Raw genomic sequence first — 25661 nt, forward strand, 5'->3', positions numbered from 1 at the left:
ACTGAAATATTTCCGACCAGTTTTTCTTTTGTAACCAAACAAAAAGTCCCGTAATTTACGTAAATTACGGGATCAAGTTTAATGTTTGTGTTTATAAACACTTTTTATTTAAATTTATTCCAATCAACATTTAAAATATCAACATTTGTCGGGATATCAACAACTTCATCATCTTGTAATTGTTGGTACTGTCGGTGTTGTTGTCTTTCATTTTTAATATCATTGAGAGAATGATAATTCTTTTTTTGCCACGAAACAAGAATAGTTTCGATATATCTCAAGTTGAGTGCTGCATTCAAAACCGCTTCTTGGACAGCAGCTTTAATAAACTTTGGCTCAAAATGGTCAATATCAAACCATTGCTTAATTGTTTCCATTTCAATTTGGCTTAAAGGCCGTCCAAATTCTTGCTCAATCAAATTATAAATATCTGCCCGTTCTGTTTGTTCCTTTTCTGAATTAGGCATACCTTGATTAGCAACCCGTTCATTGGCACTATTACCACTTGATTGTATATTTAATAAGGCAATATAAAGCGGATTAAAGTCTAATTCAGTCGTCACTTTCCCATCACTGGCATGGCGACTCTTGAAGTTTACTAACCCTTTTTTACGCATCGAATCTAAATATGAAAAAACCTTTTTAGCTGGCCAACCGATCGCTTGACTAATTAACTCAGTACTAGGTTCGCGATTACCTTGATCAATACCCACCTTGGTTTGGATATATACAAGCAATTCTTCATTGTTCATACCGATTTCTCGGTAATGTAAGAGTAGAAAATTATCTAATGTCGTATGACCATTATTTAAAAATGCTAATACGTTATCTTGATCAACTGTCATTTTTGTCGGCCACCTTTTCATAAATATCAATTATAAGCATAACATAGTCAAAAGTCACAATGAATACTGAGTTTAATAGTGTATTGATTATTTTTTTAAAATATTAGAACAAACAAAAACCGCCACAAACATTGATTTAACAATATCTATAGCAGTTTAATAGTATTTGTATTTAGTTTATGGCCATAAGCGGTTCATAGTTCTTGGGAACGGAATTGCCTCACGAATATGCTCTTCACCAGTAATCCAAGTGACTGCACGTTCGAGACCTAGCCCGAATCCTGAATGTGGTACTGAACCATACTTACGTAAGTCTAGATACCAAGAGTACTCTTCAACATCGAGTCCTTGTTCTTTAACTCGCTTCTCCAGGTAATCAAAGTCAGTATCACGCTCTGATCCACCAATGATTTCACCGTAGCCCTCCGGTGCTAGTAAATCAGCTGAAATAACAACGTCATCACGATCAGGGTGTCGTTTCATGTAGAATGCCTTGATTTCCTTTGGGAAGTTCGTGATAAAGACTGGCTTAGCAAAGTGGTTAGCTAAGAAAGTTTCTTCAGGAGAACCAAAATCAACACCCCATTTTACATCGAAGCCATTTTCTTGCAATAGTTCAACGGCATCATCGTAAGATACACGTGGATAAGGTAATTGTGTGTATGACTTTAGTAAGTCTTTATCACGACCAAGTAAGTCCAATTCATATTCATTTCGATCCAATACTGATTGGATTAGGTATGAAATATAACGTTCTTGTATCTTAAGTGAATCTTCTTGGTCCATCCAAGCCATTTCCGGCTCAATCATCCAGAATTCAGTTAAATGACGTCGTGTTTTAGACTTTTCAGCTCTAAACGTTGGCCCAAAAGTGAATACACGACCGAAAGCCATCGCACCTGCTTCTGCGTACAATTGACCTGTTTGAGATAGATAGGCATCTTCATCAAAATATTCAGTATGGAATAATTCTGTTGTTCCTTCAGGAGCTGAACCAGTCAAAAGTGGTGAATCAATTTTAATGAACCCTTCTTTATTAAAGAACTCATAAGTTGCAGCAATCAAGGTATTACGAATGCGTAGTACTGCAAACGGTTGAATATGGCGCAAATAAAGATGACGGTGATCCATCAAGAAATCTGTCCCATGTTCCTTAGGTGTGATTGGATAATTTTCTGAAGCGCCAACGACTGTAAGGTCCTTAACCTGTAACTCATAGCCAAATGGTGAGCGTTCATCAGCAACAATTGTTCCGATCAAGTACATGCTTGTTTCCTGTGAAAGTGCTTTTGCCTTAGCAAAAATCTCCTCACCAACTACTGATTTTACAACAACTCCTTGAAAAAAAGCCGTTCCGTCACGTAATTGCAAAAATTGCATTTTACCTGATCCACGTTTGTTTCTTAACCAGGCACCTAGACGTACCTCTTGGCCAACATAATTTTTCGCGTCTTCAATGCGAATTGTCTCCATCGTTTTGAGCTCCCTTATTATTTATTTTTATAAATGACGAATTGACTGAACTTGTTTACCATCTGAGAACTGATAAGTAATGAAGTTTAAATTATCGTCCTTATCAACAAAAGTTAATTGCCAAACTGGCACTTTTTTATAAAGCGCTAAGCCAATGCTTGTTATCTTTTTTGGATGCAGTTGTTTATTTAGTAAGTTTCTAACTTGCTTTTCAGATAAACCATCCGTCATATTAATAGTTGTTAGTTTATCCGACTTTCCCTGAACAATAACACCGATTTTCTGGTTCTTTTTATTTTCTCCAACAGCACTGTAGTAAACTTTCTGTCTAGAGATACGATAAAATTTTGATACTGTAGTCAATTTGCCTGACTGCTTTGCAATTTTTGTGACACGGTCTTTTGCTGTATCAACAGGCTTTTGTGCTTCACCTAATACTGATACACCGATCAAAATAATGACTAAAAATATCAGAATACCAAGTAACCAGCGTCGAAGCCGCTTACCACGGCGTCCGTGTACCGTTGAGCGCATCTCCATATTACTAAGCTCCTTTGCTGTGAATAGTTCCTGCCCACTGTAAAAATAAACCACTTATTACTTTACCAAAATTCGCCACCTTATTAAAGATATTTATGATGTGTATCAAAGAAATCTTTGAGTTCTTGCCCTACTTCAGAATCTTTTAATTCTTTTTGTGGCAAGTTTGATGGCAGCATTTTTCGTAATGTTTTCCCATATGATTTAGTCAAAATACGTGCATCATATATAATGACCGCTCCATAGTCCGTAGGTGTTCGAATTAACCTACCGATACCCTGGCGCAATCTCAAAACTGCTTTAGGTAAAGTGCTTTGGTAGAACGGATGTTTACCTTCTGAACTTATGACTGCCTCCTCTGCTTTTTGCAGCACTGTATTGGGACGATCAAATGGTAACCGTGCAATAACAAGTAGTCTTAGCTGATCACCAGGTAAATCGATACCCTCCCAAAAGCTTGCAGCACCCAGTACAACAAGTCCATCTTCAGACTGCATTCGCTTTTTTATTTTACCACGGGTACCAGTAATTCCTTGGGCTAATAATGTCAGTGAACTACTTTGAAATTTTTGGTTTGATAGTATTTGTGTATAGACTTGCTGGATAGTGTCTAATGAATTAAACAAAACAAGTGTGTTTTCATTAACAGAAGTTGTGATATCTACTAATTGTCTTGCTAGATAGTTTGAAAAATCTTTACTGGTTGGCAAGGGTGCATTTTTCACCATAATTAAATCAGCTTGATTTTTAAAATCCAAAATATCAGGATAATGGCGTACTGTGGCCGTTTCTTTATCTAAATTCAGACGATCATATAAATATCCAGATTTTGTTGATGTGAATAACGTTGCGCCAATAATTGTGGGTGACATAAAATGTGGATAAACTTGTTCTTCGAAATAATTCAAAGTGTGTAACAATCCCCCACTCAACTTCAGGTTACTACTGTCGTGACTTTGTGTTTCTGTTATCCAAAAAATGCTAGCATCTGGAAAATCGACTAAATCCTGCTGGAAGGTGGTTAATTGTTTTTCATACTGACTAATGCTATCTAACAACCGTCGAAAATCAGCTAGTTGTTGCCGCTCTCCTAATGAGAACACCCCTTTTGCATCACTGAATTGGGTCAATAATGATTGCAATGAGTCTTCAAGATTAAAAACAGCTTTGTGAATACTTTTGACATGGTTAGCTTGATCGACCCAAAATTGTGCAAAATCATTATTCGACAAGGCTATTTCATAACTACCTTGTGTTGCAGGTGCTTTTTTGTTTAGTAAAAAACGACGGTATAGAGAGACTTGTAGTTGTGGTATCTTAGCTGACAGTGTTTCTAAAGAACGTAGTAGACGGTTTTTTAGTTGATCACCGCCAATGATGTGTCGCAAAATATCACCAATAGCAGGTTTAGCATCTTGCAGGATTAAATTAATAGCAGTTTGTACTCGTGCAAGCCAAGTCTGGATTGGTAATTGATGACGACTTTGATTTAAAACAGCGTCCGGCAAGTTTTGTGCTTCATCAATAACAAGATAAGGCTTGTTTTGCGAGGTACCCAATTCGTTGGCATACTCCGCTAAATAATTGTGATTAACAATTAAAAACTGCGCATTTTCCGCAAGTACATACTGTCGCTCAAAAAATTCATAACCATAGAAGGGTGAACCTGTTGGATTATTGGCATTCTGAGATAACTTTGCAATAAATTTATCTTGCGCATTCATTAAATGCAATTCATCAAAGTCGCCTCTAACTGTTTCCGTTAACCAAACTAAAATTTGTGCTTTGATAAATTGTAATGAAGTTGTTCCTTCATCAATTTGTAGTGAACGTTTAAAGCTCTGTAAATTCAAATATTGTCGACGCCCTTTAAGACTAACAGCGCGGATTTCAAATGGTAGAATGTCATGCAATGTTGAATTGACTGTTTCTGTCACTTGCGTTTGAAGTGTGATAGTTGGTTCTGTAACAATTACTTTCTTTTGAGTTTGATTAGCAAGATAAGCGTATGGTAGTAAGAAGCCTATCGTCTTTCCCATACCGGTTGGTGCTTCAGCTATAAAGGCTGATTCACCAGGCTTTTCTGATAATGAATCACTGGTATAGTGCTTATTAATAGCATTCATTAATTTTGCTTGTTGCTCTCGATAGACCAACTTTTTACCATATAACTGTTGTTTAGCTGATCGTTTTGCCGGATAAACCATATTTGACTTACTAACCAGTGGCTCCGGATTGCTAAAACGACGAATTGCTAAACCATCAATGACTTGTAATTGTTTTGGTAGTGGTTCCCGCAATATTTTTGCTTTAGCAAGCACCTTTTCGAATACAATTTTTGTGTTCTGAGGTAATACTAACGGTAAATCGACCAGTGACTGTAGCGTGACCATTGGTAATTTTTCGAGGCGCGCAAAAATTTCAACCAATAGCGCTCCTGTAGCTAATGCGTCACTATCTGCTTGATGTGGTCTTCCGTGTGTTAATGATAAGTAAGACGTCAGGTCGACCAATCGAAATCCTGGTGCAGTTGGCCAAACAATTTGGCTCAGCGTAACAGTATCGATGGCTATAACGTCTAAAGTCGGCATACCCACGCGCTGAAATTCTGCGTTCAAAAATGGTAAATCAAAATTAACATTATGGGCAACAAAGATAGTACCAGATAACATCGTATGAATTGATTCAGCCATATCTTCAAATGCAGGCGCCCCCGTTACCATTTCTGAATCAATACCTGTTAGTTGGACAACATTACGAGGAATAGACTCACGAGGATTTATTAGCGTTGAAAATTGATTAATTATTTTGTTGTTTTGTACGAACGCAATCGCAATTTGAATAATGCGACCTGATTCGCTCGTTGTACGGGTTGTTTCTAGATCGACAACCGCATAGATGTCCTTATTTAGCATCGAGACGTACCACGACTTTCTCTTAGTAATCTTATGTTGATTATAGCATATTAATCTAATGAAATTTAGATAGACTGTCACTATGTGATTTTCTAAACATATAAAACATATCAAAGATTAACTGTTAAGAATATTTTAAAACTAATGATTATAATAATTTTTGAGTTTGGAATCGTAATATCTAGGGTGTAATTAATCACTGAATTTGGTATGATTAAGAAAGCTAAAATAAAGAATAGAATGGATTGGTAATTTCAAAGTGAAAAAACCAGGAATTGGCGTCAGCCATGCCAAAGTTATTTTACTTGGCGAACATGCGGTCGTATACGGCCAGCCAGCTATTGCACTTCCTTTAACGGATTTGGCAATGACTGTGAAAATCGAATCACGTGAAGCCGGACAAGTTGTATTGTCAAAGGCCTATCAGGGACCATTAGTAGCAATGGCCGAAGTCTATGAAGGTATTCGCCAACTTATTAATCGGTTATTGAAGCATTTTAGAGCAGATGATATGCCCTTTACAATGACAATTACCTCAAATATTCCTCAGGAACGTGGAATGGGCTCATCAGCGGCAACGGCAATTGCCATTGTTCGAGCATTTTTTAATTTTTTTGATGAACCATTACCCAAGCAGGATTTGCAACGTTGGGCAAGTATTGAAGAGTCTATTACACATGGCTCACCTTCTGGCTTAGATACAGCTACGGCAGCACATGATGAAGCGGTTTGGTTTATTAAAGGGCAACAACCTGAAAAGATTGATATGTCACTAGATGGTACGCTAATTTTAGCTGATACTGGAATTCAAGGACAAACTGGATTAGCTATTTCAGTTGTTCGTGAAAATTTGACAAATGATCCTGAGACTGGACAATACCATATTAATCAAATTGGTGAAATCGCTAAAAACACTCGAACAGCAATTGCTGAAGATAACCTAGTTAAAATAGGTAATTATATGAATGACGCACAAAGTCATTTATCTGCCCTAGGTATTTCTCATCCAAAATTAGATGAACTTATTAATGCGGCACGTCATGCTGGTGCTCTCGGAGCAAAATTAACCGGTGGTGGTGTTGGCGGTACTATGATTGCGCTTACAACGAATGAAGAGCAAACCACTCGCGTTATTAAAGCGTTAGAAGATGCTGGTGCACAAGAAGTTTGGACACAAAATTATACCAATAACAAATAGTTTGAGGAGCATTTATCATGCATTACACTGCTCGGGCGCACACAAATATTGCATTATTAAAGTATTGGGGCAAAGTAGATGAAGAAATTATTACACCGACAACAACTTCAATTTCATTAACTCTAGATGAATTTTATACAGATACAACTGTCTGGTTTGATAAAACGTTAGCAAGTGATCAATTAGTTCTTGACGGTGAAACAATTTCTGGTACTGCAACCCAAAAAGTTAGTCGATTTTTAAATATCGTCCGATATATGGCTGGCTTTAACGACAAAGCGTATATTATTTCAACTAATAATGTCCCCACCGCCGCTGGACTAGCTTCATCTGCTTCTGCCTTCGCCGCTTTAGCGGGTGCGGCTAGTAAAGCTGCGGGATTAGATTTAAGTGTTACAGAATTATCGAGATTAGCGCGTCATGGTTCTGGTTCGGCAACAAGATCAATATTTGGTGGTTTTGCAAAATGGGTGCCTGGTGATGATCGAACCTCGTTCGCAACACCAATATTTGAGAAAGTCGACTGGCCGATTCAATTAATGACGGTGATAATTAACGATCAACCTAAAAAAGTTGGGTCACGTTTAGGGATGCAACATGCCAAAAATACTGCTCCTTTTTACGAGAAATGGGTAAAACTGGCAAATAGTCAGGTAGATGACATGATTGCAGCAATTCAGCAACATGATTTAGTAAAATTGGGTGAGCTTGCCGAAGCAAATGCTTTGCAGATGCACGCTATGAACGCAACATCTGTTCCCCCTTTCAATTACTTAACTGATAAAAGTTGGGAAGTTATTATGATTGCTCAAGAATTAAGAAATCAAGGCATACCTGTCTATGCAACCATGGATGCAGGACCTAATGTAAAATTAATTTCTCGACCTGAAGATACCTCAATTATAAAGAAAGCACTCACCGACGTCGTGACAAGTGCACAAATTATTATTGCTAGTCCCGGTCCGGGAATCAAAGTTACTTCAGGAGATAAAATATGATAGCAACTGCCCAAGCGCCAGGTAAATTATACCTTGCTGGTGAATACGCAATTACTCTACCAAATCAAAGTGCAATTGTTTTTGCCGTTGATAAGTACGTTACAGCCACGGTTGAATTCCTTGATATTCAGGAAATTCAATTAAATAGTGATCAGTTAGGAAAATTTACTGTTTCAGTAGACCAATTCGACCAAGTATCTTGTCCAAAAGACTGGCATTTGGTTGTACGGACAATTCAAGTACTGTATAAATACTATATGACTGATGTCGAGAACTTATCCGGTATTAAAGTAACCCTCACAAGTGATCTTACTTTTGAGGGCAAAAAACTAGGACTAGGTTCTTCGGCTGCCGTCGTCATGTCAATTATTAAAGCATTTCATAAGTTGTTCGACATTAGTGTGACTAAGGAACAACAATTTAAACTTGGTGCGATAATTATGTTAACTCTCCCCCACTTTGATAAGGGTTCAATGGGAGATATAGCTGTCGCAACTTACGGTGGGATGATTGTCTATCGTAAGTTTGATGATCATTTTGTTAAGCAGTTGCTGCAACAACATACTGATTATCAGACAATAATAAATGCGTCTTGGCCATATTTAGAGGTTAAACAATTAACTTGGCCATCAGAATGGCAACTTTTGGTTGGCTGGACTGGAGAGGTTGCCGATACTCAGGAATTACTTAATGCAGTATCGGCAGAAGAACAGGCAAAAGCTAAAGAAATGTTAGCGTTAAATACAAAAGACGTTATTTCGGAAATTAGCTTGGGTATCAGTAATAAAGATTATTCGTTAATTGATACCAACATTTTTTATAATCTAACGTTCTTAATGGATTATACGCAACGTGTGGGTATTAACTATTTAACGGAGAATTTATCAAACGCTATTTTCACTGCCACACTTGTTGGTATCCCAGCAAAGGTTTCAGGAGCTGGTGGTGGCGATAATGTTATTGCTGTCACAGACGACGCTGAAAAAGCTGACCAGCTTCGTCAAAACTGGCGCGATGAAGGAATCATTCCATTGCCATTAAAAATTGCATCATTAGGAGAATAAAGTATTATGGAATCAGCGCACGCACATCGTAAAGATGAACATCTGGCATTAGCTGAAGCAGAATATCGCAGGCAGCAACCGGCGTCATCATTAGAACAAGTTCGCCTGATTCACCAAAGCTTACCAGAAATAAAAATTAGTGATGTTTCAACAACGATTAGGGATGCAAAATTTAATTTTGCTACCCCTTTTTACATTGAAGCAATGACTGGTGGTAGTACTCGTACCGGTCGAATTAATCAACAACTGGCTGAAGCAGCTAAGGAAACAGGTATCGCAATGGCCGTTGGTTCTCAGAGCGTGGCTTTAAAAGATCCTCATGCTATTGAAACCTTCACTATCGCTCGTAAAGTAAATCCCGATGGTTTTATTATAGCCAATATCGGTGCGGGTCATACAGCACAGTCAGCGCAACAAGTTGTTGAGATGATCGGTGCTAATGCACTTGAAGTTCATGTTAACGTGGCACAAGAAGTTGTTATGCCCGAGGGTGACCAAAATTTTTTATGGCTTGATAATATTGTTGATATTATTCAAAAAGTTTCAGTGCCCGTTATTATTAAAGAAGTTGGCTTTGGTATGGACAAGGCGACTATTAAAAAATTGTATGATTGTGGCGCAAAATATGTTAATCTCGGCGGTCGCTCAGGTACCAATTTTGCGGTTATTGAAAATCGTCGGTATCGAGATAAAGACTTCAACTATGATTTCCTATATGACTGGGGCCAAACGACGGCCGAAAGTTTATTGGAAGCACAGTCTCTAGAACAAAAACCAACTATTTTTGCAACTGGTGGGATTCAAAATCCTTTGGATGTACTTAAAGCGCAAGTATTAGGTGCAAAAGCTGTTGGAATTGCGGGACACTTTCTTCACACAACACTTCAAGATGGTACAGCTGGTTTAGTCAATGAAATTACCCATTGGCAACAGCAATTGACTGAATTGTATGCGCTTGTTGGTGCTCGTTCTGCAGATGATTTGGTCAATGTCCCCTATGTTCTCTCAACCGAATTGCAAAATTATAAAAATCAACGAAACTTATAAATTTAATGTTTTGGTAGTGTTTGCAAAGGTTTTCTTAAACCTTTAAAATGAATCTTCAATTTATCTAATCTGTCACCTAATTTACATGCAAAGGCGTAGAATTAAGATATGAAAAATATGTTAACAGAAAGCATTCGTCAAAAAACTGACGAACAAATCATTGACGCGACGCTGACATTGTTGCAAAGTCAATCCTATGACCAACTTGCGGTTACCGAGATCACCCGTAAGGCAGGCGTGTCACGGATGGCTTTCTATCGCCACTTTGGTACAAAAGAAGCAGTCATTAAAGCTATTGTTGTTCAACTAACACAAGATTTTGAAACAGAGGCAGCCTCATTACCCCTAGACACTAATGAAATTTCACGAGCATTCTTTGGCTTTGTCAAAGCGAATGGTATTGCTATCGCTGTTTTGCTTAATGCTGGTTTACGTGAACAATTCTACCCACCATTACGTGATATTCTACACGGATTATATGCTGAATTATTGCAAAGTAAGGTCTCGTTTAATCGTTCAATTGATTACGTTTCCGACTTTACTGCATCTGGTATGCTTGCATTAGCTATTCGCTGGATTGCAACTGGTGCCCATGAATCTATTGATCAAATGGTAGAAATTGCTAATGAAATGACAACTGCGCAACATGCAAATATTTAACCATAATAAAAAGACTTGATGGCATACATTCATCAAGTCTTTTTATTATGTTATTTTCGTTGTTGTTTACCAGCGTTACGACCGCCCTTTGAGTTACTCTGACGTTCTTGCGTTGATTTAGTAATATCTTTACGATCGGCAGCTTGTTGTTGCTGTTGTTGCTGCTCTTGAGCAGCTTGCATGGCTTCAGCAAACTTTCCTGTGGGCTTTGACTTAATCTTACCAGCTAAAGCATCATCAGCGACATCTTTAACTTCAAATGTCTCAGCAACTTGTGCTTTTAGCTTTGGACGCCAAACAATGATAATCAATGTTTGCAAGATCATAACTAATGCACCAGCAAAGAAGTATAGCGCAATACCAGCGTTAGTTACCCAAGTCATGAACAACATCATAATTGGCATAACATACATCATCATTTGCATCTGCTTCTTTTGCTCTGCAGGAATACCAATCATCGATAGATATGCTTGGACACCATATGCGATAGCCGTAGCAATTGCTAGGACAGGTGCATGTGATGAAAGGCTAATGCCAAAGAATGATGCATTAGCAATGTCATTAGAAGTTCTAATGGCTGCATACAGCCCCATAAATACAGGCCATTGAATAATTAATGTTGCAAAGTTCATACCACCTAGCAAAGAGACATTATTTTCACGATAGATTGTCATCATTGCTTGTGAAGCTAACATTTGTTCTTCTTGTGTTTGCGCATTTTTTTGTGCATCTTGCACTTTTTTTAGTTGTGGTTGTAGTAAACGCATCTTTTCTTGCTGAATTGTGGCATTACGTTGTTGATGTACCATCATTGGTAACAAAATCAATCGTACTACCAAAGTCAAAATAATAATTGACCAGCCAACTGCATTTACTCCCCCAATTGTTGATTCTGACCAGCTCATAAAGTCAGCTAAGGGTCCCTTCAGGAAATCTGCGTGCCCCGTAACGAACAAAACGACTAGCACAATTAATAATATTGGTGTTAAACCTTTAATTTTCATGGAGTATGTCATCCTACCTATTTCATTTTTTCAAGTAATAATTATATCACGAAACATAATATATGTTGTAATTCTTTAATTAGTCCTAAAATTTAGGATAAAATTATGAGCTAAATTTATTAATAACCGATTCAATGTCTTTAATAACCAGTGACATCGTACCATCTGGCTTGTTAATAAATTCAACTTTGTTTTTGTCTTGATAAATATCCATCGGAATAGATATTTCAATACCTGAATCAAGTTTAAAACGTTGCAATCGGTATTTCTTTTCAATTTTCTCAGTGTTTGGCACACTAATATCCGTGTTCAAATGTTTATTATCGATAATCTCCTGATATGCTTGCTGTGCTGAAGTATTACCGTTAAAGACTGATTCAGCAATCGCAGCAGTATTGATTTCACCATCATCTTGAACAGTATCAAAAATTGAGTTTTGTGTATCTGCTAAGACTTCATGTTCAGGTAGATCAAACTTACCAGCGACTGATTTAACTGCTTGTTTAATCACTTGGATATTATCTTTGGTTGAGTTTTCTGGTGAAAGTTGCAAAAAATTTTCTGAAAAATAATTAACACGATGGCCGTCAATCAAGTAACGCTTTTCGATTAATTTGTAAGCGCCAGACATTAAATTAATGATAACACCCTCATCGACTGTCTGAGTAGCAGCCGGTAACACTGCTTGATTTAATACCAAATTATTGATTAATTTATCATCTTGATACTCAACAGCATGCGTGTACCTTGGCGTGAAATTTAATTTCAAGATACAGAAAAAGTCATTTTCTCCCTCCGAAAATTCGACAACTAGTAAATCACCAGCTGGGATTGATTCACTTGGAGCAATAATATCAAACAATTGTTCAGCTAAGAATGTTGCTTTTTCAGAAAACGAACGCGTGTCATTATCTGATACAATCGCACCAATTGCATCATTGTCAGTCAATTGTCCGACTTTGTAATCACTATTTTCAAATTTTTCAATTAACTTTTCAATGTATTCATGTAAATTGGGCTGATTTAAATCCAATTCATTTTGAGAAGCAATCAAATTACCGCTATTTTTATCTAAAACGTGTAAAATGACGTGTTTTATAATCATATTAGTATCCTTCACAATAAAAAAGTAAGGTTAAATAGAGATAAGAAAACTTGCTCCTGTCACTATCCTGCCCTACTTTCTTCTTTAATTTTGATCTTTTTGCTTAATCGGTAACGTGATTCTGAAAATTGAACCTTGTCCAATTGCTGATTCAAGTTGAATATGACCGCCATATCCTTCAACCAGTTTTTGAGCAATACTCAATCCCAGACCATTACCACCTTGTTTACGAGATCGTGCTTTATCAACACGATAAAATCTGTCAAAGACATGGCTGGCATCTTCAGGGTTGATGCCTTCACCAAAGTCCTGCACAGCTAGCTCAACAACATTTCCTGAACGAGATGCAGCAAAATGAATTTCTTTACGATCCTGACTATATTTCACAGCATTATCCGATAAAATAATCAATATTTGTTCAAGATGATCGCGATTCATATTAACAATTGTGGGCCCTTTTAAGTCATCGTCAATTAGAAATGTGAAATCTGGATGAATCATCTTAAAGTTTGTATAAATACCATTTATCAATTCTTGTGCATCGGTATCACCATCGCGGAAAGTTAATTCTACTTGGTCAGCACGAGTTAAGTCTAGCATTTCAGATACGAGAACTTCCATTCTACTAATCTCTTTCAACGATGCAGTGATTGACTCATCTAATACCTTTGGATCATCTTTTCCCCAACGGTTTAATAGCTCCATATGACCTTTTACAATGGCAACAGGTGTTCGCAATTCATGAGAAACATCTTCCACGAATTGATGCTGTTGTAAGATAAATCGTTGCATGCGATCTAGCATCGTATTTAACAAATTTGATAGATCGGTTAGTTCGTCAGGTGTACGTTCTTCATTTACCACACGCACCTGAGCCTGTGGATCACGATTGATTGTGTCGACGGTCTTTTTGATATTGTCAATTGGTCGTAAGAAGAAACCAGATAACCAGTAGCCCCATAATGCTATGAGAAATAGCCCTAATACAATTAGAATGGCAATTATTGCATAGACACGGTTAAAGGTTTTATGGTAGCTAGTCAAATGATTTTCAACAGTAATGTGACCGATAATCTGATGATTATCATCACGCAATTCTTCACGACCGACTAACATCTTTACACCTTGAACACGCTCTGTTTTAATAACCCGTTTCTTTGTTTCATGAAATGCTATTTTGGCCTCTTTTTCTGGATATATTTGGGCACCATTTTCATTGTACACACGGACTGTATAATCTTTTCGAGCAATTTGCTGAAGAACAGGATCGTTGACTACCTGATCAAAATTAGTACTGTCTGGACGTAACAATTTATCAATTTCAGCAGGCAGCATCTGAGATTCATTAATATGTTCTAGCCGATTAGTTACAGCATTTAGTGAACTCGAGACTTGTTCTTTTTCAGAGTCCATCATTTGTGTAGCGAATGCCTGCATCACAAACCATGTAAATATAATAAATATTAAAAAAACACCAGCAACAGATCCGAGCGCCCACTTCCACTTTAAAGAAAGGCCTCTACGTTGTGGTGTTTTTTTAATAACGGATGATTGCCTATCCATTAAAGTGCCTCCAAATTACTGGCGCATAACGTATCCAGTACCACGAACTGTTTGGATATATGATGCTCTTGAATCAGGTTGATCAATTTTGTTACGAAGATAACGGATATAAACATCGACAACGTTAGTCTCGATTTCTGAATCATATCCCCAAACCTTCTTAAGTAACTCTTCACGTGATTGAACAACGTTAATGTTTTCCATTAGTATCAACAATAGTTCATATTCACGTTTCGTCAAGTTAATGATGTCATTGCCTCGACGAGCAATACGGTTTTCTTTTTCAACTGTTAAGTCACGATAACGAACAACACTTTGATGTGTGCTGTGCTCTTCAGTTTCAATATCGATACGGCGAAGTAATGCGCGAACACGTGCTAATAGTTCTTCTATTGCAAATGGCTTAACAACATAATCATCTGCACCATAATCCAATCCTGATACACGATCAATAACAGAATCACGCGCAGTCATCATGATAATTGGTGTATTTTTTTCTTCACGTAAACGACGAGCAACTTCTAAACCACTTAATTCTGGCAACATTAAATCAAGCAAAATCAAGTCAAAATCATTTGCTAAGGCGATGTCTAACCCACTACGTCCATTATCTTCAACATGGGTATCATATCCCTCATGTTGTAGCTCTAGCTCGACAAAACGAGCCAAGTTTTCTTCATCTTCAATCACAAGCACACTACTCATACGTTATACCTCTGGTTACTTTCTTACAGGCTATCATGTCATTTGTTACGCTGACATATTTAACCTAATCATACCATGATTTTCTAATAAATCATAGCTCTTCCCTATTATAATCGACTTTTTGGTGTTTTTGATACAGTAAAAAGATACCTATTGTAATTGGGAGTGTGATGATGACACCTAATAACGCGTACAAAAGTGACAACATTGATGATGTAAATAATTTCGAATTGATGACTTCAACAAAACTGTATTTTAGTTTGTTAAACAACACCGCTAAACTGAGAAAATCTGCTAGAAACCCAAAAAGTACGGTATTAACAGCAGTACCGATTATTTGCTTACCAAGTACCTGTCCGACATCAATTAAGTCTTTATTTTTAAGTGATGGTTTACTATTTAGTAATTCACCAATACCCGTTGCGATGGCAACCGATGCCTCAGCAATTGCGCCTAAGGTAGCTAATAGTGCAGCGACTATCCCTAACGTACCAAAGTCAATATTAATTGCTAGTGATAGACCTTCTAAATCCTCAGAGTTTTCTTCTGAAAAGCCTTGTGCAATTGTGATTTGCTCAGTAGGTAAAATGACAGCTAATAAGATGAACATCACGATAAGGCTGGCAATTAGCGCAATTGCGGTCGTTCGTTCATCAGCACTTGCACTTAAAACAGTTACTGTCAATAAGCTGGCGCCGCCAATAAGTAGAACCCAGAAAGCATTAAACTGGAAACTAATCAATACGATCATCACGACCATAATGGCAAAACTAATCCATAAGCTAATGAAGGCACCAATTCCCTTAATACCACCGATAGCTAACATTAAGACAAATAAAATAACTGATAACATCATTAAAACACTCATGATTGGATACCTGCCTTCTTTTGTTGTCGTTTATGGAGAATCCAGACCCAAAAAATACCGGCTGGTACTGTTAGGACAATCCCAATGGCACTAATTAATGTTTGAATCATCCCCAACGAAAGGTTCATCGTGTAAGTGAATCCCCAGTTATTACCATTTCTAAGATATAAAACGGCCATCGGGATTTGCTCGGCGATAAAGATTAAGAACAATGTATTACTTAGAGCACCAAAAATTTCTTGACCAACATGACGGCCAGTAACTAGTAATTCCTTTAGTCCGATATTGGGATGTTCACGCTCTACACTGAATAAAGTTGCAATCATGTCTGTTGCTTCATCCATGACAGCACCAAGCACACCAACAAGTGTCATTGATAAGAACATCGGCTGCGGCAATTGGGTAATAAAGGACATCAGTTCAAAATGAAGCCCTTTACCATTTGTAACATTAAATACCAACACACCGATTAACATCGCGATTGTAGTTGATGTCATTACAGTCAATAGCACAGTCCAAGTTAGTCGATTCTTGGCTCCCATAACAAACATCAGGGTGACTGCCGATGCAATGAGACTAAACAAGATAAATAGCCAAAAAATATTTGCATCCTTTGTTATGAGATTTAAGTATATCGTGAAAATGAAAAACGTGACGTTTACAAAAAGTGAGATGGTCATCATCATACCAGCTTTTCCTGTCGTAATGAGTAGCACACCAATCACTAGAATTAAAATAGGTACCCAAAAAGTATCTCGCTTAAAGTTTTTTAGTCCCCAAGAGCTTTCTGACTTGGATAGGAATACCTGATCATGTCGATGTAACGGTTGTGTAATAGCCATTGCATCGTCATAAGTATTTTTAAATGAAATACTTTGGTCCTTTTTCTCAGTATTTAATATTTTGACTCGCACACGTTCATCATGCTGCTTAATTTTATTACCATATTGGTCTTGTAGTGTTTGAGACGACAATTGCTTAACACTCGTAACTTCTCCGATGGGCTCTTGATACCAGCTTGCATTGTTCCTTAATAGGAAAAAGCTGGCAACCATTAAAACGAACACAACGAGAAATTTCAAAATAATATGACTTGTGTTCTTTTGTTGCATTAATCAAACTCCCGCCGATTTTTGCCTGCCATTTGCACTTCCTTTGATAGAAACTTAACTCGTTGCATTAACCGTTCGGCTTTGACCGGTTCGGCCCCATCCTTTGTGACAGTAAAATGCTCATGTTCAAGTTGTTGCATAGAGAAATTGGAAGTAAAGAAAGTCGTTAACTCATTCTGCATACGATACTCTAAAATAACACCTAAGATATCATCTCGAACCCAGGCTGTTAACGATTCAGCGCCAATATCATCTAGTACAAGAATAGGCACTTGTTTAATCGTATTGATCATTTCTTGCGGTTGTTGGTTCGTACCGATTGCCCCACGAATTTCGACAACAAAGCTTGGTAAATGTACCAGCGTAACCGGAATACCCTCTAGTGCTAACTCATTTGCCATAGCACCCATGAGATGTGTCTTACCAACACCATATGAGCCATGTATATAAAGGCCTCGATGATAATCATCAGGTGTTTGTGTGTAATGGTTGATAAAATTTAGCACACCAGTGAGTGCTGCAAGCCGTTCCTCATCATTATCAGAAAAATCATCTAGACGTGCCTTTTTAATTAACTTTGGCATACCGATTGATTTAACTAGATGCGCTTGCATACTCATACGTTGGGCTAGGAGTGTTTCTTCATCTGGCTCATAAATAATGACAATTCGGCCTTCTGCAACCGTTAATGCAGGGGTATATCCTTTGTGCACCACGGGTTTACCATGTTTAGCATTATTTCGTTGCGAGTAGTACTCATAAAGAACTGCAAAATCACGCGAGATTATTTGACGTGATAGTTTCTCCTTATACTCATTAAAAAATCGGCGAATCTCCGGATCTTTAAAAACCTCATGTTGTAAAGCTTCATATCGGCTATTTAATTGCTTTCGGTCCATAAAGTCGCGTAATGCATCTCCCACATTCATTGGAGATGCGTCTGACGTTTCCTTTTCAAAGTCTTTTTCACCCATCGTTTAGTTCTCCTCTGAATTATTTTGTTTACGACGAGCCCTCATTGCTGCTAGCGCTTCTCGTGCCGAAGCAGCATCCGCTTTGGATATTGAAGTACCGTGCTGATTTTCCCAATCGGGTCGTGTTTCTTGCTTACTTGCATTATTTTGACGTGACCACTTTTTAGATGATTGCTTTGTCTGTCGAGATTGTTGCTTTTGCGATCGACGTTGTAGATATTGTAACGCGCTAAGGGCATCAGTGACATGATTTTGTGACCAATCATTCACAAGCGTTTGTAAAATCGTTTTATTTAACGTTGTTTTCTTTTCAATAACTGTTAATTCGTATAATACAATGTTGAGTACCTCGGATGTCACAATATTCATTTTTGCAATATCTGAAATAGCTTTCACCTCATTATCAGCCACAAAACCGTTATCTTTTTGGCGCAAATTCTTTAGAAATTGTAGTGGTGCTACAGTTTGCGCAGTATGAATCAAACGCGTAGCTGGATCATCATCATTATTTTGTGGTCGTTCTGTTGTGACTTGCTGAGGTTTTGTCTCAACATGCTTGGCTCTGACCTGAGACTGTTTGAAATTACCTTCTAATGCCTTTTTTATAGCAGCTAAATCAATTTGTTTATTTGGTGATGTTGTTGCTTGGATAACTCTCACTAATTCCAGGTCAGACAGTCCATACAACGTTTTTTGAATCATTAAATCAACTTCATTATCACGTAATGTTCTTTGTTTAATACCATAAGATTGCAACATATCGGCCATCAGCCCTAAATTCAAAGGCTGCGCAGCCTCCCGAATATCATGTGGCAATTTTTTATCATGGTCAGACATTGTTAGCGGTGCATGATTGCGATGTATGAAATTTTCCTGCCCGACTAAGTCAAAGAATGTCTTTGACACATTTTCACCAGAAATTTGGCGTGAATCTGGTAATTCGTCCGCTACTAAGTCATTGAACAACTCATCACCTAGGTAATGTGCTAATAGACTAGAAAGCAAAGCATCAGACAGGAAGGTTCGTATCGCCATTGGTGGAAAAAGCTGGTAAACCCATTGTGTGCCAAAATTAGTTGTCTGTTTATATGATCGAACTAATCCCATCCCCTCTAACTTACTACGAGCAATCATAAAGGATTGTTGACTCATTGCTAGCTGATCTAAAAGATCGACGTGTCTATTCTTGGCTTCTGCTGTTTCGCCAACAGTTCCCCATGCTAAATAAAGAGTGTATGCGTCACGACCAATAATTGGTAAGTAGACCTTAGTTAATGACCGTACAGCTGTCATATCAATTGATTCATCATATATTAATCGATAACGCTGCTGTATAGAAAACTCTGCCATGATTCACTGCCTCCTTTACTAAAATGACTGTCTAATTTTTTGAATGACCTGCTCCACTTGTTTTTGCGTACTCGAAATCGATCCTGAATTATCAATGACAAAATCAGCTAATTTTTCCTTTTCAACGAGTGGCATCTGAGCTGAAATTCTACTTTGAGCTTCTTTTTCAGTTAGATTATTCCGTTGCATTAATCGCGTTAATTGTAATGATTCCGGTACTGTCACCACCATCACAGCATCTGCGCCCGCAACATTCTTATTTTCTAACAAGAGTGGGATGTCCAGAATAACTAATGGTGTTTGATGTTCCGCTAAGCGATACAGTTCGTCCGCCATCATCTGTTGGATACGAGGATGGGTGATATCGTTTAATTTTTGACGTGCTGATGCATCATTAAATACAATTTGTCCTAAAAGCTTTCGATTTAAAGAGCCATCTGGCTGTAAGACTTGCTCCCCAAAAGTATTAGTAATTTCAGCTAATCCGGGAGTACCTGGTTCGACAACCTGTCTAGCATACTCATCAGCATCTAATACTGGAATGCCAGTTGACTTCAAATAATTTGAAATCGTTGTTTTGCCGGTCGCAATACCACCTGTAAGACCTAATTTAAACATTATTTTGTCCTTTCAACCTGACAAGTTGGGCAATAGGTCGTCCCTCGTTGCGCAACCTTAGTTTTGATTAATGGTGTCCCACAACGTAGGCAAGGTTCGCCGACACGACCATATACCTGTAATTCATTTTGGAATTCACCAGCATTACCAAACACATTTGTAAAACTATGTACGGTCGTGCCGTGATGTTCAGTTGCTCTGGCTAGTTCAGCAATGATATTTTTACGTAAAATAGTTAATTCTTCTACGGTTAATTGGTTAGCTGCTGTCAGGGGATGGATTTTTGACTGCCAAAGCGTCTCATCTACATATATATTCCCAAGTCCAGCAATATGATTTTGATTTAATAGAAAAGGCTTCACGTGCATTTTTGACTTGCCAAATTCAGAAATCATATAATCTATCGTCAAATCTGATTCTGTTGGCTCAGGCCCGATTGTCGCTAATCCTGCAACGCTCATGACCTGGTCATTTGGTACAACGTTCATTCGGCCAAACTTACGGGTGTCTCTGTAGAATAAATCAACACCTTGATCTAAGTGAAAAGTCACTAAGTCGTGCTTACCTGGCTCTGTCCCAGCTGGTACGGTGTAATATGACCCTTCCATCCTAAGATGTGACACCATCGTGATATCACCAGTAAATCTAAACAATAAATACTTCCCACGACGATCAATTTTTAGAATTGTTTGGTTATGTAGCGCTTGGTCAAATTCCTCCGTTGTCAAACCGCCAACAATTTTCTCCCATCTAACTTCTGTACTTTCAACTGTGCGACCTGCAACTAAATTGGTCAATCCACGGCGAACAGTTTCTACTTCTGGTAGCTCCGGCATATCTCTTGTAAACCCCTTTGTGTCAATGTTTTTATTTATTCATGTGTTATTTCATGTGTACTAGCACATTAGAGACACTAAACGTATTAAGTTTATCCTTATTATTTTAATCCTATATAGTATTATACTATCTTATCCGATACATGAAAAAAAGCCCACCAAGTTATGCAAGTTAGCATAGTTCAGTGGGTTTGAATAGCACCAGCCATGGCAGCACTAAACACTAAAGAAAACACCGACCATTCAACTTTGACGAATTTAATTAGATCAATCGATAAGATAGCAAGTATCTTGTCAAACGACTACCAGAACGCATTCACAGACTTTTTATTGTCAAACAATTTATGGGACATTCCTTTATTGTTGCTGTAGTCAGTGGCTTGTCAGCCATTTCATTAACTATTTCTTTTTTATTTTAGCGTTCACAACTTTCATGTTCGTGTTGCTAAAATAGTCATTATCATTTTCCTTGTTACTCATTGCCATATCCACAGCACCAATCTAATAACTTTCTCAAATGCTCAATAGATGCATAGAACTCAACCAGTGGTACATTAGTAAATAGGTTTTCGGTTACTTCGTCCTACCGAATATTTCGTTTATAGCGTGCCACTGATCGCTTCATTGCGTTGTCGTTGCATGTAATACACGGCATATTCAATGGGCGCACCGATTTGTGTGCCATAAACCGCAAAGGCATTTCGTGGGTCAAGCGGTGTCACTCTCGTATTGCTATCTCAATGTATATGGTCAACCAAATATATCAACCTGCTTGGCTAACTCAGCAATCATGTCTGTTAAATCATTAATTGCCACAAAATTATCAATCCTCTGGTAAAGTTCATTATTTTTTTGACCATTATCATCATAGTCAAACTTTACTGGTGTTCCAGCAAAGAACCCAACTAACTCTTTAGCAAAGTTAATGACTAATCGGTTATCAGGCTTTCCCTTTGCTTTAGCTAATTTACGGCTGATACTATGCTTACCCAAATAATAATTCATCAAACGATTGTAACGATTATTCAGTCGATTAGTATGAACATTAATCAACTCATTTTCATCACTTTCAACTAGCAAGTCATCCCCAATTCTTTCAGAATAAAAGACATGGTTTTCGTCAGACGACAACCTATCACTATTAAAATTTATCGTCATTAGAAAATACACTCCAAACTCTCAACTTCATTATGATTGCTGATATGGTTATGTATTGCGTAACGTGTTATCCATTGCATGATGATTTTTCTTAACAGACACACCTTTTTTCTCATCCCACACATAATCAAAAATTTCACTCTCAAACTCTTTAGCTACTGCTAGAACCACAAATAAGCGATTAGCTTTAATCATCTTGGCGACATCTTCTACACCTTTCATGATTTTTTTCAGCATTATGTGCATATAAATCCTCGTTAATGAATCTAGTGACATGTTCAGGTACCGCTAAATCACACCAAAAGGGGATGTCGCCAAAGCGTTTCTTAACATCTAAGGCAATATAGACCCAATAATCAATTTCTTCATGTTATGCTGCATGTTCTTCAACTAAGTAATATTTATGATTATCGATTTCAAACTATACTTGTACTTGGAATAACGCCTTAATGTTCATATCCCCAATCGATACCAGCAAATTAATTGGTTAATGGTGGCACTTCGTCTTTGGAACTCATTAATCACTTAGCACGATCACTTAGCACGTCTTTTGAGATGTTGCAACACTTTTTGTCGCAATTTTAACCACTTTATCTGAAACATCATCCCATTTGTAACGTAATTTGCATGAACGAATTGTCGAGGTAAATTTATCAATCTTTTGCGCAATATCTTTAATCTTCATACCAGCTAAGTAATCTTGATTAGTCTGTTTTTTAGATTCTTAGATTCATTACATATCACCACTTCGTTTCTTTTTAACTGACTTATGTTGTTTAATCTGGGGTTGTCTCTTTAATTTTTTATTCTTGTTCATCCAATTTGCCAAAATGGATGCTTCAACCTTTCGATACCATGGGGCTATTTCTCGTTCACTCCTGATTTTGTGCAAAATAAAAAGGCAACAATTAAATGATTGTCACCTTCTATGTTTTGTGAATTTCTTTATAATTAATAATTTCGTAATTCACTTTTTATCTTCATCTTCAATAAATTCATTAATTTTAGTTTGTGCTTTCTCTGAAACATCTTGCAAGTGTGCATATAGTAGCTGCCAAAGGCTTAAAATTCCTCCTACAACAAAAACCAATTCAGTGAATTTTACCCAGTAAAAATCTAAATTAAAGGCAAAATCTAGTAAGGCAATAATTGATGTAGTAACCCAAAGTAAACTTGAAAGTAAATAAGGAGCAATTAAATCATAATATTCTTGACCTAACTTTACGTCATTAACACGATCTTCATATAAAAAGATTGCCGCCAAATCGTCATAATCAAAAATTCTAGTTGTTGCTGCTATTAAAGCAAGAGTGAATGAAAGCCCTGTAATTCCAGGTGTTAAAAAAACAGATACATGGAAATTTTTTTGTATACCTATACGATTCATTCCAACATATATGCCTAAAGATAATAAAATCCAAATCCAAAATAAAATGTTTTTACATAAACTAGAAAAAGATTTAACAAAAACTTGGAATATGTTAATTTTAATTTCATATTTACTTTCCATAAATCAATCCTCTTAATTTTTTATATATCAATATCAATTATTTTAATTGAATTATTTATAATATTTTTCCCCTTTGAAGTAACTTTTAAATACCCTGAACTCGCATCACTTTGTAATTCATCATCAATAATTTCCGAAGTATTTATTGACTCATTCTTTTCTGCCTGATAACTTTTAGTAATTTTCTTTGCATTGGCACGGCGGTACTTACTAATTGCATCACTACGATGTTTTGCAGAACCATTGGGAAACACAGTCTCAACTTCAACAATGTTATATTTACCAGGTTTAATAGAAATTGTCTGACCATATATTGGACGAATATTTATTTCTCCAATCCCTGTCGTAACAATATTAGCATTTATAATTTTTTCAATGGAATATATAACTTCCATTGCATTTTCAGTGCCCATTTGTGCATCAATATAAATGTTTTCCGTATTTTTATCATAGACAAATTCAAATGAAAGGCCTTCATTTTTACCTAAATCTTCAACTTCATTCTGTATTTTAAATGCCTTATTAATGTATGCAAGGTTCATTTTAACCTCGCTGTAACTGGTCATTAAAGGAATGTTCTTACGTTTAAATGCTACTTCTAACATTGGATAATCTTCTGTTAGCTTGAAAATCACATCTTTTAATTTTGATCGATTATCCATATAGTCTGAACTATAACTAATGGATCCGGTACTTTGATATTTTTCTAAAACCTGTTTATATAGGTTTTGTGATTTTTCGTTTAATTCTATTAACGCCTTATAATCAGTAGATGCCACTATTTCAGAATATTTATTTTTAGATTTTAAGACTAAATATTCTTCTCCATCATCTATCTCATTCATCTATCTCATTAAATACCTTTTTTAATGCTTCTGGAATAATTACTTTAACTGCCTTATCCATATCATCTCTATAAGTATTTAAAGCTTCTGGTCCCAGATTAAACTTGAAAACAAACATTGTAGTCATAATAATCCCTCATTAAATCAATTGATTTAATAATTATACCATTTATATTAATTTATTTATGTTTAGCAAATTAGGAATATTTATATTTCTGCAAAATAAAAAGGCTACCGATTGGATAACCTTAAGTAATATGTATGTGGAACAGAAATGGGATTTGTTGAGTAATCACCAAAATAAGAGGAAACTATACAACTATTTTTCATCTGTTCTACAATACTAATTATGCCTGTATTTTTTCTGTTTTTGGTATTCAATCGGGTCTAAACTGGGGCGTAAACAGTTCTAAAACGAGTGGCTACTACTTCGAAGGTCGTATAAAGATAACCTTTAATGCCGTCTTTAAAATTACCTCGCCACTCTCTGGCGGTGCCTTTATCTATATGATTATCTATGCCAATCGTCACCCAACATTTTTTATTACCATAATTGTCAATCAATACATCTTGGTGGCTTTTAATTAGACAATCAAACATCATCTTTATAATGAACTTTTGATAACGCAGACGTTTTAATTCAGGATCGTTTTGTTCATGAATCATTCGTGATTCCATAACGTTGTTGTAATCATTTTGTTTCCGGCCACCGCCAATATTCTCATATTGTTCCATGTCTATAAGTTAATTACATTTGGCGTAACTGGATAGCTACGTCTAATTTATATGCATATGCACATCTACAAGCACTTTGTTATTCCATAAATATAGCTAAAATAAAACCGCTACACAATATGTAGCGGCTAAATATTTATACTAAGTTTCGAATTTTTTCTTTAAACAATCTGGTACCAATCTTTATTTCAAAGCTTATTTTTTAAATTATTGATTGTTTGAGATGTATTCCTTCATCGTTGCAATATCGTCACTACCAAGATTAAACCATTTCATAACAAATGTATCAGCTAAACTAAGTAAAGTTCCATTGTTAATCGCATTGTTTATTTGAGTTATATCGTTTTCATCTATCGAAACTATGTCAGGTATTGGAACAGTACGAAGCACCTCAGGATATAACTCCAAAGTTTTCCCCTTTTTTCGTCCCAATTTTACCAGCCAAAAATGAGTCAAAGTTGAATTTAAAATTGTTAAAATTGCCAAAACATATTTTGGCTTTGTTGTATATTCATTGTTCAAAGTTATACAGTAGGCA

At 36.7% G+C, this 25661-nt stretch carries 26 protein-coding genes and 1 pseudogene; 5 read left to right on the plus strand and 22 right to left on the minus strand.

From position 1 onward, the window contains the following. Positions 1 to 104 precede the first annotated feature (104 nt). The 4 genes from NGR58_RS02990 to NGR58_RS03005 all read right to left on the minus strand — a co-directional run bounded on the left by NGR58_RS02990 (position 105) and on the right by NGR58_RS03005 (position 5773). Entirely contained in the window at positions 105 to 845 is a 741-nt protein-coding gene (locus NGR58_RS02990; RefSeq protein WP_258088199.1) for a DnaD domain-containing protein, read from the minus strand. Positions 846 to 1022: 177 nt separating this feature from the next. Next, positions 1023 to 2318, minus strand: coding sequence for an asparagine--tRNA ligase (asnS, locus tag NGR58_RS02995; protein WP_115470428.1), 1296 nt, complete (start codon positions 2316 to 2318; stop codon positions 1023 to 1025). A gap of 27 nt (positions 2319 to 2345) precedes the next feature. Next, positions 2346 to 2858, minus strand: a complete 513-nt coding sequence (locus tag NGR58_RS03000) for a cell wall elongation regulator TseB-like domain-containing protein (RefSeq protein ID WP_075269661.1) — start codon at positions 2856 to 2858, stop codon at positions 2346 to 2348. Positions 2859 to 2941: 83 nt separating this feature from the next. Next, the gene (locus tag NGR58_RS03005; protein ID WP_258088200.1) at positions 2942 to 5773 is read right to left on the minus strand and encodes a helicase C-terminal domain-containing protein; all 2832 of its coding nucleotides are present in this window, start codon (positions 5771 to 5773) and stop codon (positions 2942 to 2944) included. Positions 5774 to 6032: 259 nt separating this feature from the next. On the opposite strand from NGR58_RS03005, the gene mvk reads away from it, so the two are divergent. From mvk to NGR58_RS03030, 5 genes are all read left to right on the plus strand, one after another. Continuing rightward, positions 6033 to 6971: a mevalonate kinase gene (gene mvk / locus NGR58_RS03010; RefSeq protein WP_258088201.1), complete on the plus strand. Its 939-nt coding sequence runs from the start codon at positions 6033 to 6035 to the stop codon at positions 6969 to 6971. Between the two features lie 17 nt (positions 6972 to 6988). Then, positions 6989 to 7969 (plus strand): diphosphomevalonate decarboxylase, encoded by a 981-nt coding sequence (gene mvaD / locus NGR58_RS03015; protein ID WP_258088202.1) that lies wholly within the window; start codon positions 6989 to 6991, stop codon positions 7967 to 7969. After that, positions 7966 to 9033, plus strand: coding sequence for a phosphomevalonate kinase (locus NGR58_RS03020; RefSeq protein WP_258088203.1), 1068 nt, complete (start codon positions 7966 to 7968; stop codon positions 9031 to 9033). Before mvaD ends, NGR58_RS03020 begins: the two co-directional genes overlap by 4 nt. Positions 9034 to 9039: 6 nt before the next feature. Beyond that, positions 9040 to 10080, plus strand: coding sequence for a type 2 isopentenyl-diphosphate Delta-isomerase (gene fni / locus NGR58_RS03025; RefSeq protein ID WP_258088204.1), 1041 nt, complete (start codon positions 9040 to 9042; stop codon positions 10078 to 10080). 108 nt (positions 10081 to 10188) lie between these two features. Continuing rightward, a complete protein-coding gene (locus NGR58_RS03030; protein WP_258088205.1) occupies positions 10189 to 10740 on the plus strand; it encodes a TetR/AcrR family transcriptional regulator in 552 nt (183 codons plus the stop codon). A gap of 50 nt (positions 10741 to 10790) precedes the next feature. Here NGR58_RS03030 and yidC read toward each other — a convergent pair whose 3' ends face one another. The 18 genes and pseudogenes from yidC to NGR58_RS03120 form a co-directional block, all read right to left on the minus strand. Continuing rightward, complete coding sequence (gene yidC / locus NGR58_RS03035) at positions 10791 to 11744, minus strand: membrane protein insertase YidC (protein WP_258088206.1); 954 nt, start codon at positions 11742 to 11744, stop codon at positions 10791 to 10793. Between the two features lie 103 nt (positions 11745 to 11847). Then, complete coding sequence (locus NGR58_RS03040; RefSeq protein ID WP_258088207.1) at positions 11848 to 12849, minus strand: nucleoid-associated protein; 1002 nt, start codon at positions 12847 to 12849, stop codon at positions 11848 to 11850. A gap of 84 nt (positions 12850 to 12933) precedes the next feature. Next, positions 12934 to 14412: a HAMP domain-containing sensor histidine kinase gene (locus NGR58_RS03045; RefSeq protein ID WP_258088208.1), complete on the minus strand. Its 1479-nt coding sequence runs from the start codon at positions 14410 to 14412 to the stop codon at positions 12934 to 12936. Between the two features lie 15 nt (positions 14413 to 14427). Continuing rightward, complete coding sequence (locus NGR58_RS03050; RefSeq protein WP_258088209.1) at positions 14428 to 15117, minus strand: response regulator transcription factor; 690 nt, start codon at positions 15115 to 15117, stop codon at positions 14428 to 14430. Positions 15118 to 15208: 91 nt separating this feature from the next. Continuing rightward, the gene (locus NGR58_RS03055; protein WP_258088210.1) at positions 15209 to 15985 is read right to left on the minus strand and encodes a YibE/F family protein; all 777 of its coding nucleotides are present in this window, start codon (positions 15983 to 15985) and stop codon (positions 15209 to 15211) included. Beyond that, positions 15982 to 17097: a YibE/F family protein gene (locus tag NGR58_RS03060; protein WP_258088211.1), complete on the minus strand. Its 1116-nt coding sequence runs from the start codon at positions 17095 to 17097 to the stop codon at positions 15982 to 15984. Before NGR58_RS03060 ends, NGR58_RS03055 begins: the two co-directional genes overlap by 4 nt. Continuing rightward, positions 17097 to 18071, minus strand: coding sequence for a primosomal protein DnaI (gene dnaI, locus NGR58_RS03065; RefSeq protein WP_258088212.1), 975 nt, complete (start codon positions 18069 to 18071; stop codon positions 17097 to 17099). Before dnaI ends, NGR58_RS03060 begins: the two co-directional genes overlap by 1 nt. A 3-nt stretch (positions 18072 to 18074) precedes the next feature. Next, a complete protein-coding gene (locus tag NGR58_RS03070; RefSeq protein ID WP_258088213.1) occupies positions 18075 to 19421 on the minus strand; it encodes a replication initiation and membrane attachment family protein in 1347 nt (448 codons plus the stop codon). An 18-nt stretch (positions 19422 to 19439) separates the two neighbouring features. Then, positions 19440 to 20039, minus strand: a complete 600-nt coding sequence (gene coaE, locus NGR58_RS03075) for a dephospho-CoA kinase (RefSeq protein WP_258088214.1) — start codon at positions 20037 to 20039, stop codon at positions 19440 to 19442. Continuing rightward, positions 20039 to 20875, minus strand: coding sequence for a DNA-formamidopyrimidine glycosylase (mutM, locus tag NGR58_RS03080; RefSeq protein ID WP_258088215.1), 837 nt, complete (start codon positions 20873 to 20875; stop codon positions 20039 to 20041). Before mutM ends, coaE begins: the two co-directional genes overlap by 1 nt. Positions 20876 to 21625: 750 nt before the next feature. Next, positions 21626 to 22033, minus strand: a complete 408-nt coding sequence (locus NGR58_RS03085) for a phage portal protein (RefSeq protein WP_258088216.1) — start codon at positions 22031 to 22033, stop codon at positions 21626 to 21628. Positions 22034 to 22081: 48 nt separating this feature from the next. After that, positions 22082 to 22255 carry a hypothetical protein gene (locus tag NGR58_RS03090; protein ID WP_258088217.1) on the minus strand — a complete coding sequence of 58 codons (174 nt, stop codon included), beginning with the start codon at positions 22253 to 22255 and terminating at the stop codon, positions 22082 to 22084. Positions 22256 to 22571: 316 nt separating this feature from the next. Next, positions 22572 to 22739 (minus strand): annotated as a pseudogene (locus NGR58_RS03095) (terminase gpP N-terminus-related DNA-binding protein); the annotation flags it as partial. A 261-nt stretch (positions 22740 to 23000) separates the two neighbouring features. Beyond that, entirely contained in the window at positions 23001 to 23543 is a 543-nt protein-coding gene (locus NGR58_RS03100; RefSeq protein ID WP_258088218.1) for a hypothetical protein, read from the minus strand. A 20-nt stretch (positions 23544 to 23563) separates the two neighbouring features. Further along, positions 23564 to 24388: a hypothetical protein gene (locus NGR58_RS03105; protein ID WP_258088219.1), complete on the minus strand. Its 825-nt coding sequence runs from the start codon at positions 24386 to 24388 to the stop codon at positions 23564 to 23566. After that, complete coding sequence (locus NGR58_RS03110) at positions 24381 to 24515, minus strand: hypothetical protein (RefSeq protein WP_258088220.1); 135 nt, start codon at positions 24513 to 24515, stop codon at positions 24381 to 24383. The genes NGR58_RS03105 and NGR58_RS03110 overlap by 8 nt, the downstream gene beginning before the upstream one ends. Positions 24516 to 24775: 260 nt before the next feature. Next, a complete protein-coding gene (locus NGR58_RS03115; protein WP_258088221.1) occupies positions 24776 to 25123 on the minus strand; it encodes a RinA family protein in 348 nt (115 codons plus the stop codon). A gap of 207 nt (positions 25124 to 25330) precedes the next feature. After that, a complete protein-coding gene (locus NGR58_RS03120; RefSeq protein ID WP_258088222.1) occupies positions 25331 to 25645 on the minus strand; it encodes a hypothetical protein in 315 nt (104 codons plus the stop codon). Between the last annotated feature and the right edge of the window lie 16 nt (positions 25646 to 25661).

This window comes from Weissella fangxianensis, from assembly GCF_024718545.1.
Taxonomy (GTDB): Bacteria; Bacillota; Bacilli; order Lactobacillales; family Lactobacillaceae; genus Weissella; species Weissella fangxianensis.